The sequence below is a fragment of the Blautia marasmi genome, from assembly GCF_900258535.1.
In the GTDB taxonomy this organism is placed as follows: domain Bacteria; phylum Bacillota; class Clostridia; order Lachnospirales; family Lachnospiraceae; genus Blautia; species Blautia hominis.
In genome coordinates this window covers 5,895,709-5,911,251 of sequence record NZ_OIWX01000001.1, presented here as the reverse complement: position 1 = coordinate 5,911,251, position 15,543 = coordinate 5,895,709, and the positions used below count along the sequence as shown (strand labels likewise).

The window sequence follows — 15,543 nt, the reverse complement described above, 5'->3', positions numbered from 1 at the left end:
CGGTGATCCTATGATTCAATTGAAAGATGTATCCAAAATTTACCGCATGGGAACCAGTGAGGTCCGCGCCCTTGACCACGCCAGCATGGAGATTGAAAAAGGAGAATTTGTCAGTATCGTAGGCCCTTCCGGTTCGGGAAAATCCACGGTGATGAATATTATCGGATGCCTGGATACCGCGGATGAAGGGGAATATATTCTGGATGGCATTGCCATTGAGCAGTATTCAGAGACTGAACTTGCAGGGATCAGAAACAGAAAGATAGGATTCATTTTCCAGAACTTTAATCTTCTGCCCCGGCTCAGCGCGGAGGAAAATGTGGAGCTGCCCATGATTTACCAGAAGGTGAAAACCGCGGACAGGAAGAGGAGGGTACGGGAAGCCCTGGAGCGGGTGGAGCTGACACACAGGAGGCACCACCGCCCCGCAGAACTGTCCGGCGGGCAGCAGCAGCGGGTGGCGATCGCCAGAGCACTGGTGACAGAACCTTCTTTGTTCCTGGCAGATGAACCCACAGGCAATCTGGATTCCCACACAGGTGAAGAGATCATGGAATTGTTTCACGAACTGCACCGTGCAGGAAACACCATTGTCCTCATAACCCATGACAACCAGGTGGCGGACGAGGCGGAACGGAAGATCTGTATCAGGGACGGCAAAGTGAGAGAGGTGAGGATATGATACTACAGTCATTGAAAATGGCCTGGAACGCGGTCTGCTCCAACAAGATGCGGACCTTCCTCACCATGCTTGGAATCATTATCGGTGTCATTGCCCTGGTGGTACTGGTCTCTATTGCGGACGGAGCTACATCCTCAGTTACGGACCAGATATCCAATATGGGTTCCAACTATCTGACGGTATCCATTTCAGATGACAAGGAAAATCCCCTGCGCCTTTCAGAGCTGTCCGGATTTACGGAAAACGAAAATATTGAGGCAGCAGCACCCGTTTCCAGAACCAGTGTCACAGCAAAAAGCGGCTATGTGGACGGATCTATGACGCTGATCGGGACCACAGGCAGCTATCTGGACATTCAGAATCTGGAGCTGGCCTATGGACGGAATATAAAGAACACGGATGTGGAAAATAATTCTTATGTGGTGATCCTCACAAAGGATTCTGCCGAGGAGCTTTTCGGCTATGAGGACGCCGTGGGCGAGACAGTAGCCCTGGACGGAAGAAGTTTTCTTGTTGTCGGTATCCTGGATGAGGAGGAGTCAGCATCCGCTGTGCAGATGTCGGCAGGTTCGGAAGAGGGGAGCAGTGTGATGCTGGAGGGGTATATCCCCTATTCCACCATGACCCGGATCGCAGATAATATCCTGTACGTGACCCAGTTCTATGTGTCGGCAGCCAGTGAGGACACCATGGATTTTGCAGAGCTGGCTATGGAACAGATGATGCTGGAACGGTTTGGCAACGATGAGGACGCATTCACAGTCGTCAGCCAGTCAGCGCTGATGGAAACCATGGAGAGTGTGACCAGTACCCTGTCTCTTATGCTGGGCGGTATTGCGGCTATATCCCTTCTGGTGGGGGGCATAGGCATTATGAATATTATGCTGGTGTCCGTGACAGAGAGGACCAGGGAGATCGGTATCCGTAAGGCCATCGGTGCAGGCAGAGGAAGTATCATGATGCAGTTTCTCATCGAAGCGCTGCTGGTAAGCCTCATGGGCTGCTTGATCGGCATCGGCTCTTCCTGGGGGATCTTAAAGATGATCGGAAAGGTGAGCCAGGATGCCATGAGTTTTTCCATGGCCCCGGAGGTGGTCTGGGTGGCTGTGGGATTTTCCGGCTTGATCGGAGTGCTCTTTGGCCTGTACCCGGCAAATAAGGCGGCAAAAAAGCGCCCCATTGATGCCCTGCGCTACTCTGGGTGAAAGGGAAAACGGCAAAGATTTCAGTTGACAAACATAAATCCTCCTGATAATATAGTTAAGTGAAATTAATTAAATTTACAAAACTAAATGATTGGGAGGATAAAAATGGGTATTGTAAAAGAAATCAATAATTTCTATTATCACATGGCGCTCTATGAGCTGCAGGTGATGAACGGAAATGATTATTATAACGGGCTTTCCTACAACAGCCTTTTATACATCAATGTGATCGAACAGATGAAAGAGTGCACGGTCAGCAAGATGGCCGATGTGCTGAAGATCACCAAGTCCGCCGTAACCCTGAAGATCAACGAGCTGGTAAAGCAGGGTGTGGTGGTAAAAAAGCAGAGCGAAAAAGACAAGCGGGTTTATTATCTGGAGCTGAGTCCGCATATCACTCAGGTTTTGGGGGTATACGACCAGGTGTTTTACAAAATAGAGAGGGAATTAAAGGGCAAATACTCCCAGGAGCAGCTAGAGCTGTTTGGAGATGTGCTGAAAACCATCAGCGGCTATGAATGGAGGAACATGCAGGATGATTGATCAGGGCCTGGAAAGAAAGATAACGGTTCCCTCCATTCTGAAATTCGCTCTTCCCTCTATGGTCATGATGGTTGTCATGTCCCTTTATACCGTGGTGGACGGTATGTTTGTGTCAAGGCTTGTGGGCACAGACGCTTTCTCCGCCGTTAATATTGTTTACCCGCTTCTCAGCTTTGTCATTGCGCTGGGTACCATGTTCGGAACCGGCATCACTGCCATTGTTTCAAGAAAGCTGGGAGAGGGAAAACAGCAGGAGGCTTGCGAGAACGTGACGTTTATCACATTGTTTGCTGTAGGGCTGGGCATTGTGATCACGGTCCTCTCCTTTGTCTTCCTGGAAAAGATCATTTACATGCTGGGGGCAAATGAGGATATCTACGCATATTGTTATGCCTATGCGTTCCCTCTGCTTTTCTTCCAGCCGGCCAATATACTGCAGTTGGAATTCCAGAGTCTCTTTGTGGCAAACGGAAAGCCTCACATTGGCCTAACCGTTACTGTGGCAGGCGGCCTGGCCAACGTGATACTGGATTATGTATTCATCGGCATTTTAGATATGGGAATATCCGGTGCGGCAGTGGCAACAGGGATTGGCTACTGTATTCCCGCATTTTTCAGTATCTTTTATTTTATTTTTAACCGGAAGGCGCAGCTTCATTTTGTAAAGCCTAAGATGGACTGGAAGGTGCTGCTGCATTCCATGACAAATGGTTCTTCCGAGATGGTGAGCAACTTGTCAGGAAGTATCACCACCTTTTTATTCAATATTATAATGATGCGCCTGGTGGGAAATGAAGGGGTTGCGGCAATCTCCATCCTGCTTTACCTGGATTTTGTGCTGATTGCCATAAGTCTTGGATATTCGATGGGCGTGGCACCTCTGTTCAGCTATAATTACGGAGGAGGAAACATACCAAAGCTTCGGAAACTGTATAAGATCAGTATTGGTTTTTGTATGGGCGTCGGTGTAGTGATGACGGTGGGAACCTTGCTGTTTTCCGGAAATCTGGCCTCTGTTTTCGCTGAGCGCGGGAGCCGGGTCTATGAACTTGCCACGGCAGGACTGTCGGTTTATGCTTTTGGATATGTGTTCAAAGGTTATAATATCTTCAGTTCCGCCATGTTTACCGCTTTTGGAGACGGAAAGGTTTCGGCGATCCTGTCCTTTATGCGGACGCTGGTATTTCTGGTCCTGTTTTTGATCGGATTTTCCATCCTGTTTGGTGTGAGCGGTGTCTGGAGCGCATCCGTGGCGGCGGAGCTGATGGCTTTTGCCCTGGCTGTGTTCTATACTGTCAGGAAAAAAACAGCATATCATTACCTTCCCTGAGTTCCCTCAGCATGAAATATGGACGCGGACGGATGAATATAGTATACTAAAAGGCAACGGTTCAGTAGGTCTGCGCATCCACTGCGCTGACCGTAAGAAAGTGTACCACGGCCAAGCAAAAATCCCATCGCCAAAGGCGGTCCTGCACGGATTTTTGCCTGCAACTGTGAGGGCACTGAACAGTTACACGGAAAGTAACGATCTGTCCGCAGGTCTGGGGGAAGGGGGATGTGCTTGAAAGGATGGGAAATATTTTTTCTGTCAGCAGCAGCGGTGCTGATGATTTTTCTGGGAACCACGTATGTGCGGAAAAAGCATAAAACAGGCAGAAAAGAGATTGGTTATAAAGTTTCTGCCACATGGATGGCAGTGCTGCCGGCTCTATATCTGGCACTTAGGGAGCAGAGCCGGGTATCCTGGCTTATCGCAGCGGGAACCATTTTCTGTATGACAGCGGATGCGCTGCTGGAGGTACATTTTGTGACGGGAGCCGCGGTGTTTGCCGCAGCCCATGTGTGCTTTATCGGGGGGCTGCTGTGTCTGGCTTCACCTGCCTGGTATACATTCGTTCTGCTGTGCTGTGTGTATGCAGTGCTCTTTGCCATACTCAGGCCTTATATCAGGAAATTGGGAAAGCTGGCAGTGTTAGGGGCACTCTATGTGGCCTTTCTCTGTGCCATGTGTTCCATGGCAGGGACGGTGTTTCTAAAGTCACCGGGACCGTCCGGGGCCGCGGCCGCTCTTGGAGGAGCAGCCTTTGTGGCGTCGGATACCATACTGGCTGTCAACCTGCTGGGTGAGAAAAACAGCAGGAAATTAGATAAGATACTATTGGTCCTGTACTATGGGGCAGTATACCTGCTGGCTGTGTGCAGATATCTGCCGGGATAAAAAAAGAGGAAAGCTGTGCGCGCAGCTTTCCTCTCAGACTGTAGACAAAACGGTTCGCGATATCATGTCCGCGAACCGTTTTTTTGCCCATTTCCAGTTTTCAAATCTAAATTTTATGCTGGAAAAGAAAAATTGCAATGATGAAGAGCGGTATTTCGCTCCCCATTTTATCCGCCATTTCCAAATTGCCAGCTTCTTTAGATTCATGCAGCCAAATAAGAGGTTTAGCTCCATTTTTATCTTAGCCAGACCTCTGTACTGCGTATATCTCATTCCGTGTTTTTCCTTTGCATCTGCAAAGACTCTCTCTATAGTTTCCTTGCGTTTTTTGTATCGTTCTTTCATTCCGATTGTATGACGGATTTCTTCGACCTGCTCCATGTAGTCTTCCCATACATGACGCGTAATTACTTTTACGGAATCTTTACTGTTTGTGCAACGATCACGGTGAGGACAGCTTTGGCAAACAAGCCAGTCACTTTTATACTCCCGATACCCTTCACGGTTTGTTGTGGTGTAATGAAGCACTTTGTGATCCGGGCATAGATAGCAGTCAAAGAATTCATCGTATACATAATCATATTTTTTGAAAAAACCAGCTTGAGTCATAGGCCTTTTATATGGCATGACCGGAGTCTTTCCATCTTTTATCAGCTGGCGGGCGATTGACGGTATCTTATATCCTGCATCCATTACATAGTATATCCCATATTTCCAATCCTGTTTTAATCGTCGGTATAAATGCCAGAATGACACACTGTCATGGACATTCCCCGCAGTCACTTCAAAATCCAAAACATAATTATTCTTGTCACAGCAGGTGTTGGCAGCATAGGCAAAGACCTGCTTATGCTCACCTTTATGGAACCAGCCGCTGTCAGGGTCAGTGGTGCTGACCTTCTGTGTGATCATTTCCGGTTCCTTTTCTTTTTCTTTCAGTGGCTTCTTTCCGTGTTCCTGACGATCCCTTTTGATTTCTTCCTGCAGTTCCTTCTCATAACTGCGTGCTTCTTTTCGGATAACCTCATTATGATATTTATGAGAATTGGCACTGGCTTTGATGTGAGTGCCGTCAATAAACAGGCTTTCTGTATCAAGAAAACCATTTGCTGCAACCTCGGACAGTATCTTTGAGAAGATCTTCTCAAACAGATCCGTGTCTTTGAAACGTCTGGAATAGTTTTTGCCAAAGGTGGAGAAATGAGGGATCTCCTCATGCATTCCATAGCCCAGATACCACCTGTAAGCAAAATTCACTTCAATTTCACGAATTGTTTTGCGCATGGAAGGGATCCCGAAAATGTACTGGATCATGGCAATTTTAATCAATACAACCGGATCGATACTTTCACGTCCAAAATCACTGTATAAATCTTTCACTTCCTCATATATAAAACGCATGTCAATTGCTTCATCCAGCTTCCGTACCAGATGGTTTCTAGGTACAAGATCCTCCAGACTTGCGATTTCCATCTGTGTTCTTTCTGCGTTATCTTTTTTCCCCATCATAAAGAAAAACCTGCCTTTCCTGATGATCCTATTATACCATCTGGAAAGGACAGGTTAAACTAAAAATAGACAACCGCCTCCAAAAAGAGGGCGATTGTCTACAGTCTGAGAGGAAAGCTGTGCGCGCAGCTTTCCTCTTTTTTTAAGCGAAACTATGGTCTACCTGGATGACTGCATAGTAACAGCCCTGGAGTGCCCGGATCTGCTCCTTGACCCGGTTTACAACATCTACCTCTGTCATGGGAAAATCGTGGGGGATGACCAGGTCAAAAATCAGATTGGAATGGGTTGGCCCCTCCACCACGCGGAAGTCATGCATGGTAAGCCTGGGTGAAATTTCGCTGATGATACGGTCTGCCTCCGCTTTCAAATGATTGATATGGACGTTGTCAGTAACAATGGGGTCCATATGTATGGTGGCGGAACAGTGCAGCTTTTCCTGCAGCTCTTTTTCGATGTTGTCTATCTCATCGTGGATCTGCAGGATATTGCCGCTTGCAGGCACCTCGGCGTGGAGGGAGATCATGAGACGGCCGGGACCGTAGTCATGGACGATCAGGTCATGAATGCCCTGGACCGTGGGGTGGGCAGTGACAAGGGACTCGATATTTTTTACAAAGTCCTCCTTGGGAGGCTGCCCAAGCAGAGGATTCATGGTTTCCCTTAAGGCCTGGATACCGGTATAAAAGATAAAGAGTCCGACCAGGATACCGCACCACCCGTCAATGAGAATGCCGGTATAGCGTCCAATCAAAGTGGCAGCCAGCACAACGGCTGTGGACACGGTATCACTGAGAGAATCAGCGGCCGTGGCGGACATGGCTGCGCTGTCCAGCTTCCGGCTGAGGGCTTTGTTATAATAAGCCATATACATTTTTACCAGGATAGAGACACACAGGATGACAAGGATCAGAGGGCTGCTGTCCACCGGAGCGGGGCGGCGCAGTTTCTCTATGGACGATTTTACCAGCTCAAATGCCATGATCAATACAGCTACCGATACAAAAAGACCGGAGATATACTCAATTCTTCCGTGGCCGAAAGGGTGTTCCGGGTCCGGCTTCTGACCGGACATCTTAAAGCCGATAAGCGTGATCACAGAGGAACCGGCATCAGACAGGTTATTGAAGGCATCCGCCGTTATGGCAATGGAACCGCTCAACATGCCCGCCGCGAATTTCCCGGCAAACAACAGGAGATTGAGAAAAATCCCTACGGCACCGCTTAAGATCCCATAGGCCTGTCGTACCTTAGGCGCAGCTGTGTTCTTATGATCCTTAATAAAAAGACGTGATAATAATTGAATCATATATCTTCCTCCAAATACAGATTTTGTGAAATCCTCTGTTTATTTTATACGAAAGTTTGGAAAGACGCAAGAAAGCAGGAAAAAGATTTACATTCCCGTATGCGAATGATATGATTATAGGGAATGAAATATAGATAACAGAGGGGTAATTACATATGAAAAAGAGAATGAGATATATCTGCTGCCTGTTTCTGGCAGCATCATTGACTGCCGGTCTCCTTGCGGGATGCGGTAATGACAGCACCAAGACCGGAAATGAGGAACAGGCGAAGCAGGAGGAAGAAGGAGAAGCGAAGGATGGGGATGACCAGGCTGCGGTGAAACTCGATCCGGACAAACCCATCTCCATCACAGTCTGGCATTACTATAACGGTGCCCAGCAGGTGGCTTTTGACGAGCTGGTCAATGAGTTCAATGAGACTGTGGGAAAAGAAAAGGGTATTTTTGTAAAAGGTTACAGCCAGGGAAATGTAAATGAGCTGGAGGATACAGTCATGGCATCCCTGAATGAGGAAGTGGGTGCCCAGGAAATGCCCAATATTTTTTCCGCTTACGCAGATGCAGCCTATACGGTGGACAGCAGAGGAAAGCTGGCAGACATTTCCGCCTATATGTCTCAGGAGGAGCTGGACGAATACGTGGATTCCTACATAGAGGAGGGAAGAATCGGTGAGGGCAATACACTCCGTATTTTCCCCACGGCAAAGTCCAGTGAGATCTTCATGATGAACAAGACAGACTGGGATAAATTCGCGGAGGCAGCCGGGGCGTCACTGGAAGACCTCTCCACCTTGGAAGGTGTAACGGAAACCGCCCAAAAGTATTACGAGTGGACAGACTCCCTGACCCCGGATGTGCCGGAGGACGGAAAAGCATTTTATGGAAGAGATTCGGTTGCGAACCTTTTTGTCATAGGCTCCAAACAGCTTGGCCAGGATATTTTTCAGGTGGAGAACGGCAAAGCTTCCGTTGCAGCGGACAAAGAGATCATGAAGAAAATATGGGATAATTTCTACGTGCCCTTTGTGAAGGGATACTTTACCGCATACGGCAAATTCCGCTCAGATGATGTAAAAATAGGAGAGATCCTGGCATTTACAGGCTCCTCCACGGCATCCATGTATTTTCCCGATGAGGTGGAACAGGAGGACAATGTTTACCCTATCGACTATGTGGTCCTCCCCGCACCTTCTTTTGCGGACGGAGGGAATTATATTGTGCAGCAGGGAGCCGGAATGGTAGTCACAGAGACAACAAAGGAGGAGGAATACGCCTCCGTGCTGTTTTTGAAATGGTTCACTGAGACGGAGAACAACATCCGCTTCAGCTGCGCGTCAGGATATCTTCCGGTAAAGAAGGAAGCAAACTCCCTGGAGGCTGTTGACAAGGTGGTTGACGGGCAGGGACTGGAGATTCCGGACAAGACTTACGATGTGTTAGACAGCCTGTTCGGTACGCTTGAGAATGCAACGCCCTATACGACCAAGGCTTTTGAGAACGGAACAGAAGCCAGGAAAGTTCTGGAATATAATCTGGCGGATAAGGCCGCGGAGGACCGGAAGGCTGTGCAGGAGCTGATCGCCCAGGGGCAGACTTTGGAGGAGGCATGCGCATCATATGTGTCTGAGGAATCCTTCCAGAGCTGGTATGATGATTTTGTTGCAGCTTTGCAGAGTATCATGAATAAAGCAGAATAAGGCGGAATATAAAATGAGGAAAAGAAAGTGGACTATATTGGCTCTGTTTTGCATCCCTCTCATTGCGGTGCTTGTGATACAAAGCCTTCTTTCATACGGAACCGTCCTGATCGGCGGCACAATGCGGCTGCTGGACTCCTATGCTGTGGGAATCATGGAACAGACAGTGGAGAACAGGAAGATCACGTTAGAAAACAATATGGTCCAGCACTGGATGGAAGTCAGTGAAAATGAGGAGAAGATCAGCAGGGAGCTGGACTCCCTTCTGTCATCTAACCGGATCACAGTAAAGGAGTTTCTGGACGACGGACAGCTCCAGAAACAGCTTTTGCAGAATACGGCACTCTCAAGCCTCTATCAGCTCAGAAAAAATGAGGTGACAGGCAGTTTCCTGGTTTTGGCCAATCAGGACGGGGAAAACGAAGAGGGCGGCCGGATATGCAGGGGATATTATTTCAGAGATGCTGACCCGTCTGCAAATTCACTGGATTACTCTGATGTGCTCATGGAGCGCGGAGGCAGGGATATTGTCCATCAGACAGGGGTTGCCCTGGACAGCTACTGGACTACGGATTTTACGTTTGAGCCTTCCGGGAAGAATTCCAGGGATAACTTCTTTTACAAACCCTATGAAGCGGCACTGGAAAACCCAAATGCCAGCTATACAAACCTTGGGTACTGGAGCAGTCCCTTTTCTCTAAACGAGGGTAAGAGCGGCGGGGAATATCCTGCGCTTACCTACTCGGTTCCCCTGATCAGCAATGGGGTGGTGTACGGGGTTATGGGCGTGGAGGTATCCAGCAGCCATATTGTGGATATGCTTCCGGCCGGCGAACTGAATAAAAATGAACAGAGCGGGTATCTGCTGGTTAAGAGCACAGAGAAGAACAAGTGGGCCCCTCTTGTGGCCTCCGGAGTCCTGGGAGAACGGCTCCGGGCGCTGGGGCCGTATCTGAATGTCCAGGAGAGTAAATTTGACCAGGTCTATACTCTGGATGAAGACGAAGATGACGGAAAGCTTTATGCATCGGCGAAAAAGCTGCATCTCTACAATACGAATACGCCTTTTGAGGATGAGGAATGGCTCCTTGTGGGAATTCAGAAGGACGATGCCATTTTCGGGATCGGACAGCAGATTTTGTGGAAGGTATTGGCAGCGATCCTGGTAGCCCTTGTATTTGGGATTATCTGCACCTACCTGGTGGCGAACCATGTGACCAACCCCATCCGGCGTCTGGCAGAATGTATACGCAGCAGTACCGGCAAGAGTCTGGAACATTTTAAAGCCTCCGGTGTATCGGAGGTGGATGAGCTGTATGATGTGGTGAAAAATCTGACTAGACGGCAGGAAGTGGCTGAGAGGGGACTGACAGAGGAAAAGGAAAGGTACCGCATTGCGCTGCAGAGCAGTGATGATATTTTCTTTACATATGATCTAGGCAAAGAGGAAATTGAACTGTTCAACTACCCCCAGCGTGACGGACAGGCAGTCAGATATAAGATCACGGAGGAATTGGAGCTTTTAAGCAGCCGGACTTTTACGGAGGATATCAGTAAGTTAAAAAGAGCATTCTCCGGGGAGGAAGATGAGATCCATATAGAATTCCGCGGAAAAAGAGAGAGCGCTGAGGAATTCCGCTGGAGACTGCTAAAGGGTGAGGTGATCCGGGATGAGAACGGCGGGAAAAGCAAGATCATCGGCAGCATTCGGGATATCCATGAACAGAAGATGCAGGAACTCAGGGAGATTGAATCCGCAAAGCGGGACCCTATCACAAAACTGCATACACAGAGAGAGGGACGGCGGTATCTGACAGAGGTGCTTGCCCGTGGGGACAGTGGATGCATGGCGCTTCTGGATCTGGATGAATTCCGGATACTGAATGAAACCTATGGCCTTATCTTCGGGGATGTGATCCTGGAAGAGATCGGAAGTCTGCTCCTTACAAAAAAAGAACAGCTAAAGCGGACAGAGGCAAGAGAGATCATATTGGTGCGCCAGGGCGGAGATGAGATCCTCATCTGGCTTGCAGAGTTTACCGGGGAGGAGACAGAGCAGTTTTTAGATGAGGTGCGAAAAGAGATCGCCCAGCTTTACCAGGGGGCAGAATTCAGCATTCATCTATCCGCAGGAGCCTGTATGAGGAATAACGCTAACCTGGGATATGTCCAGCTTTTGCGCCGGGTGCGCTGTGCCCTGACTTTTGCAAAGCAGAAAAAGGACGGCAGGGTGTATTTCTACCGGGAGATCCCAAGCCAGACCAAAGAAAACATCTTGACGGAGATCAACGATATAGCCAGCATCACCAGCGGTCCCCAGCTTAATATGGTTTCCCTCACCCTGAACTTCTTTGATAAGGGCGGGGATATGGCGTCCATTCTGTCAGTGCTCTTTGTCAAGATGGGGCATTATTACGGGGCAACGGATATCCTGATGACTTCCGTGGACCGGGATTTCCATACTGCTTATATTTCCCATCAGTGGCATAAGAATCCTGCAGATCATCAGGAGAAAGATATGAAGCGTTTTACCGCGGAGGAATTCAAAGCGCTTGCAGAACAGTACAGAAGAGAGCCTTTCCTGCTTGACGGGAAACAGATGACAGAGCAGCAGCGGAAGTTTCTCATGCTGCCTGAGACAAAAAGGGGCTTCAGCGTCCCCATGACAGATGGCGGAAAATACATAGGCTCCATAACGCTGTTGGCAGAAGAAGGGGCGGTTCTGTGGGATAAAAAGGAGCAGAGCAACATCCAGGAGACTGCCAAGATCATAGAGAATAACTTAAACAAAGTCCATTATGACCAGGCCAGCAAGGCAAAAAGCGAATTTCTCTCCAGAATGTCCCATGAGATCCGGACACCTATGAATGCCATTATAGGTATGACGGAAATTGCCATGCAGGATAAAGAGGTGCCGCCAAAGGTGCAGACATATCTGGAAAAAATCAGTACCTCTTCGGACTATCTTCTTTCGCTGATTAATGATATACTGGATATGTCCAAGATTGAAAGCGGCAAGATGAAACTGGAACTGCTGGATTTTGACCTGGAGCAGTGGGTGAGGGATATTGATGATCTGATCAGGCCTCAGGCTGTCCAGAAGGGGATCATCTATACTACGGAAACACATTTTGTGCAGAAATGGGTGGTGGGAGACGCCATGCATCTGAAACAGGTGTTGATCAATCTTCTGGGAAATGCGCTGAAATTTACCGGCAAAGACGGACATATCCTGTTTGCTGTGAACCAGCGCCGAACGGCACCGGATCAGACGGAGATTTCCTTCTCTGTGGAGGACACGGGGATCGGAATCGAGGCAGAGGACCAGAAGCGGATCTTCCATTCCTTTGAACAGGCAGGCGAGAGTACGGCGCGCAGGTTTGGAGGAACAGGCCTTGGGCTTGCCATCAGCAGCCAGTTAGTGCAGATGATGGATGGGGAGATCAGCCTGGAGAGCGAGCCTGACAAGGGCAGCACCTTCTCCTTTGCCATTACCCTGAAAGACGGCACAAAGCAGGAAGAGGAAGAGAATGTTTCAAAAGAGACAGATACACTGCGGGGCAAAAGAGTCCTGGTGGTGGAGGACAACGAACTGAATGCGGAGATCGCAGGCTCGATCCTGAACCTTCATGGAATCCGGGCGGAGCGGGCTGACAACGGGCTTCAGGGCGTGAAAGCATTCTCTGAAAAAGAACCGGGATATTATGACGCTGTCCTTATGGATATCCGTATGCCGGTTATGGATGGCCTGGAGGCCACCAAGGAGATACGGAAGCTGCCCAGGGAAGACGCAAGGACCATACCGATCATTGCCATGACGGCCAATGCTTTTGACGAGGATATGAAAAAGTCTATTGAGAGCGGCATGAACGGCCACCTGGCAAAGCCCATAGACTTTAAGGAACTGCTGCAGATGCTGTTAAAGGTCACAGGCAGCAGAAAACAGTAACTGATTTTGGTAACTCTTATCTGTTCTGCAGATAATGGTTAATAGAATGTACAGGAGGTATTGATTAATGAGAGCAGAATTTGATGAATCTCTGGTAACCGGTAATGACATGATCGATTCCCAGCACAAGGAGCTGATTGGTAAGATCAACCAGCTTTTGGAGAGCTGTGAGGATGGACAGGGTAAGGTAAAGGCAGTTAAAATGCTGGATTACCTGCTAGACTACACAGAATTTCATTTCAGTGCAGAGGAAAAGCTCCAGGAGGAGATCGAATATCCGGGACTGGAAAAGCACAGAGAAAAACATAACGAATTCCGCCAGGCAGTGAAAGAGCTTCAGGAGATGCTGGAGGAAGAGGAAGGCCCCACCGAAAACTTTGTAAAACAGGTGGAAAAAAATGTTGTGGACTGGTTATATGACCATATCAAAGGATTTGACCGTTCCGTAGCTGAGTACAAATTTATGCGCTCCAATCCGGAGAGACTGTAAGATAATAAGAGGGCGGGTGCTTAGGTGCCCCGCCTCCTTTCATTCATGACAATAGAAAGGCTGATATTATGAGCAAGGAAAAATACTGGGAGGGCAAACAGTACGCCTTTTTCAGCCATAAGGACTGCGAATACTTTCCCTGTCACAAAACAAATGACCCGGAAAATTTTAACTGTCTGTTCTGCTACTGTCCTTTGTACGCCCTGGGCGACCAGTGCGGAGGGAATTTTCACTATACCAAAGAAGGCATCAAGGACTGCAGCAAATGCGGCCTTCCCCACAAAAGGGATAATTTCGGGTACATTACAGGCAAATATAACGAGATCATGGAGATTGCAAAAAAGAACCGCAGGAATCCAGATAAGGAATGACCTGGGACAAATCTTCACATATGATGTCACAGAACGGGCGGATCTCATCCACTGCAGGGGTCAGGTCAGGCACCATACAGGACCAGGCGCCTGCGGCTTTGGCAGCGCGGATGCCGTTTAGGCTGTCCTCCAATATCAGGCACTGCTTCGGCGGTGTCTGTAATTTTTCCGCGGCGGTCAGGAAGATTTCCGGGTCCGGTTTACCGTTCTTAACCTCATCCCCGCACACCGAGGCAGCGATATACGTTGTAACACCTGCCATGTCCCAGTAACGGGAAGCATCACATCTGGGGGTGGAGGTGGCAACCGCAGCCGGAATCTCATGTTCCTTTAAGTATGTAAGGAGTTCCATCAGTCCCTTCTTCACGGGTACACCGTGTTTCTCAATATATTCTTTTTGATATCGGGTCCGGATGGCACGGCCCTGATCATAGTCCACGGTTCCCTGGAACCATTCTTCAAAAAGTTTACTGCTCCGTTCCCTTGTTCCCCCGCGCATCTGGCTTAAATGATATTCTGTCAGGGTAAATCCCATCTCACGGCTGGCTTCCTCCCATCCTGCCTTCATCAGGCGCTCTGTATCAAACATCAGCCCGTCCATATCAAAAATCACTGCTTTTATATTCATATGTTTATCTCCTGTAAAATTTTCTCAGACAAAAAAGCAAATCTATTATAGCATAGAATCCGTGATTGTGCTAAACTTTTTGGAGGAAGAGAAAGGAGCAGGTAACTGTGAGCGTTAAGATCCGTAACATTGTGAAGGCGTAAGACAGTTACAGAATTACATATGAAGATCATTATTTCACCGGCGAAGAAGATGAATATAAATACAGATGAACCTTTTGAGACAACCATGCCTGTTTTTATAGAGGAGGCAAAGCTTTTGAGAGACAGACTCAAAGCGATGGAATATGGGGAGCTGAAAAAGCTTTGGCAGTGTAATGACAGGATCGCCGAAGAAAATTTTCTAAGGCTGAAGGAGCTGGAGCTGGATAAAAATATGACACCTGCGGTTCTGTCCTATGAGGGGATCCAGTACCAGTATATGGCGCCCCAGGTGTTCTCAAAGGAGCAGTGGGTGTATGTGGGGGAGCACCTGCGGATCCTGTCAGGACTTTACGGTGTGCTGAAACCTATGGACGGAGTGATCCCTTACCGCCTGGAGATGCAGGCAAAATTGGGAATGGACCGGACAAGAGACTTATATGCCTTCTGGGGGGACAGGATTTACAGAGAACTGGCAGAAGGCGAAGAGTTTATACTGAATCTGGCATCTAAAGAATACAGCAGGACAGCAGAAAAATATACGGACCGGGAAATGCGTTTTGTCACCTGTATTTTCGGGGAGCTTTTGGATGGAAAAGTAAAGGTAAAGGGGACTATGGCGAAGATGGCAAGAGGTGAGATGGTGCGGTGGCTTTCTGAGAAGGATTTTACGCAACCGGAAGAGATAAAAGAGTTTTCCGGTCTTGCCTATGGGTTTGACCCCAGCCGTTCTACGGAGAAGGAGCTGGTTTTTCTGAAATAGCAGTAAGAGACAGCCTTCCCGGGATATCAGCAAAGA

13 protein-coding genes are annotated in these 15,543 nt (G+C 48.4%); 10 read left to right on the top strand and 3 right to left on the bottom strand.

What is annotated here, in order from left to right; translation table 11 throughout:
* Positions 1-10 precede the first annotated feature (10 nt).
* The 5 genes from C6P39_RS26115 (at position 11) to C6P39_RS26095 (ending at position 4,651) form a co-directional block, all read left to right on the top strand.
* Positions 11-682: an ABC transporter ATP-binding protein gene (locus C6P39_RS26115; RefSeq protein WP_104805689.1), complete on the top strand. Its 672-nt coding sequence runs from the start codon at positions 11-13 to the stop codon at positions 680-682.
* The gene (locus C6P39_RS26110; protein ID WP_242987143.1) at positions 679-1,887 is read left to right on the top strand and encodes an ABC transporter permease; all 1,209 of its coding nucleotides are present in this window, start codon (positions 679-681) and stop codon (positions 1,885-1,887) included. The genes C6P39_RS26115 and C6P39_RS26110 overlap by 4 nt, the downstream gene beginning before the upstream one ends.
* Positions 1,888-1,992: 105 nt before the next feature.
* Positions 1,993-2,430: a MarR family winged helix-turn-helix transcriptional regulator gene (locus tag C6P39_RS26105; RefSeq protein WP_065541314.1), complete on the top strand. Its 438-nt coding sequence runs from the start codon at positions 1,993-1,995 to the stop codon at positions 2,428-2,430.
* Positions 2,423-3,760 (top strand): MATE family efflux transporter, encoded by a 1,338-nt coding sequence (locus tag C6P39_RS26100; protein ID WP_207657154.1) that lies wholly within the window; start codon positions 2,423-2,425, stop codon positions 3,758-3,760. The genes C6P39_RS26105 and C6P39_RS26100 overlap by 8 nt, the downstream gene beginning before the upstream one ends.
* A 234-nt stretch (positions 3,761-3,994) precedes the next feature.
* Positions 3,995-4,651, top strand: a complete 657-nt coding sequence (locus C6P39_RS26095) for a lysoplasmalogenase (RefSeq protein WP_158661696.1) — start codon at positions 3,995-3,997, stop codon at positions 4,649-4,651.
* Between the two features lie 33 nt (positions 4,652-4,684).
* Here the strand turns inward: C6P39_RS26095 and C6P39_RS26090 are convergent, their stop codons facing one another.
* Positions 4,685-6,160 (bottom strand): IS1182 family transposase, encoded by a 1,476-nt coding sequence (locus tag C6P39_RS26090; protein ID WP_242987073.1) that lies wholly within the window; start codon positions 6,158-6,160, stop codon positions 4,685-4,687.
* Between the two features lie 142 nt (positions 6,161-6,302).
* Positions 6,303-7,469, bottom strand: coding sequence for a cation diffusion facilitator family transporter (locus C6P39_RS26085; protein WP_095172597.1), 1,167 nt, complete (start codon positions 7,467-7,469; stop codon positions 6,303-6,305).
* Positions 7,470-7,624: 155 nt separating this feature from the next.
* Here C6P39_RS26085 and C6P39_RS26080 point away from each other — a divergent pair, with 155 nt between their 5' ends.
* The 4 genes from C6P39_RS26080 to C6P39_RS26065 all read left to right on the top strand — a co-directional run bounded on the left by C6P39_RS26080 (position 7,625) and on the right by C6P39_RS26065 (position 13,976).
* Positions 7,625-9,166: an extracellular solute-binding protein gene (locus tag C6P39_RS26080; protein WP_104805687.1), complete on the top strand. Its 1,542-nt coding sequence runs from the start codon at positions 7,625-7,627 to the stop codon at positions 9,164-9,166.
* Between the two features lie 13 nt (positions 9,167-9,179).
* Complete coding sequence (locus C6P39_RS26075) at positions 9,180-13,115, top strand: ATP-binding protein (RefSeq protein WP_104805686.1); 3,936 nt, start codon at positions 9,180-9,182, stop codon at positions 13,113-13,115.
* Between the two features lie 67 nt (positions 13,116-13,182).
* Positions 13,183-13,605 (top strand): bacteriohemerythrin, encoded by a 423-nt coding sequence (locus C6P39_RS26070; RefSeq protein ID WP_065541319.1) that lies wholly within the window; start codon positions 13,183-13,185, stop codon positions 13,603-13,605.
* A gap of 68 nt (positions 13,606-13,673) precedes the next feature.
* Positions 13,674-13,976 (top strand): cysteine-rich small domain-containing protein, encoded by a 303-nt coding sequence (locus C6P39_RS26065; protein WP_095172600.1) that lies wholly within the window; start codon positions 13,674-13,676, stop codon positions 13,974-13,976.
* Here the strand turns inward: C6P39_RS26065 and C6P39_RS26060 are convergent.
* Positions 13,930-14,604, bottom strand: a complete 675-nt coding sequence (locus C6P39_RS26060; RefSeq protein WP_104805685.1) for an HAD family hydrolase — start codon at positions 14,602-14,604, stop codon at positions 13,930-13,932. The two genes, C6P39_RS26065 and C6P39_RS26060, sit on opposite strands and share 47 nt — an antisense overlap.
* Before the next feature lie 162 nt (positions 14,605-14,766).
* Between C6P39_RS26060 and yaaA the strand changes: the two genes are divergently transcribed.
* Entirely contained in the window at positions 14,767-15,507 is a 741-nt protein-coding gene (yaaA, locus tag C6P39_RS26055; RefSeq protein WP_104805684.1) for a peroxide stress protein YaaA, read from the top strand.
* Positions 15,508-15,543 lie beyond the last annotated feature (36 nt).

Bases quoted from the DNA above. Each gene is read 5' to 3' on its own strand.
- C6P39_RS26115 (WP_104805689.1), top strand. From the start codon at position 11: ATGATTCAATTGAAAGATGTATCCAAAATTTACCGCATGGGAACCAGT.
- C6P39_RS26110 (WP_242987143.1), top strand. From the start codon at position 679: ATGATACTACAGTCATTGAAAATGGCCTGGAACGCGGTCTGCTCCAAC.
- C6P39_RS26105 (WP_065541314.1), top strand. From the start codon at position 1,993: ATGGGTATTGTAAAAGAAATCAATAATTTCTATTATCACATGGCGCTC.
- C6P39_RS26100 (WP_207657154.1), top strand. From the start codon at position 2,423: ATGATTGATCAGGGCCTGGAAAGAAAGATAACGGTTCCCTCCATTCTG.
- C6P39_RS26090 (WP_242987073.1), bottom strand. From the start codon at position 6,160: ATGATGGGGAAAAAAGATAACGCAGAAAGAACACAGATGGAAATCGCA.
- C6P39_RS26085 (WP_095172597.1), bottom strand. From the start codon at position 7,469: ATGATTCAATTATTATCACGTCTTTTTATTAAGGATCATAAGAACACA.
- C6P39_RS26080 (WP_104805687.1), top strand. From the start codon at position 7,625: ATGAAAAAGAGAATGAGATATATCTGCTGCCTGTTTCTGGCAGCATCA.
- C6P39_RS26075 (WP_104805686.1), top strand. From the start codon at position 9,180: ATGAGGAAAAGAAAGTGGACTATATTGGCTCTGTTTTGCATCCCTCTC.
- C6P39_RS26070 (WP_065541319.1), top strand. From the start codon at position 13,183: ATGAGAGCAGAATTTGATGAATCTCTGGTAACCGGTAATGACATGATC.
- C6P39_RS26065 (WP_095172600.1), top strand. From the start codon at position 13,674: ATGAGCAAGGAAAAATACTGGGAGGGCAAACAGTACGCCTTTTTCAGC.
- C6P39_RS26060 (WP_104805685.1), bottom strand. From the start codon at position 14,604: ATGAATATAAAAGCAGTGATTTTTGATATGGACGGGCTGATGTTTGAT.
- yaaA (WP_104805684.1), top strand. From the start codon at position 14,767: ATGAAGATCATTATTTCACCGGCGAAGAAGATGAATATAAATACAGAT.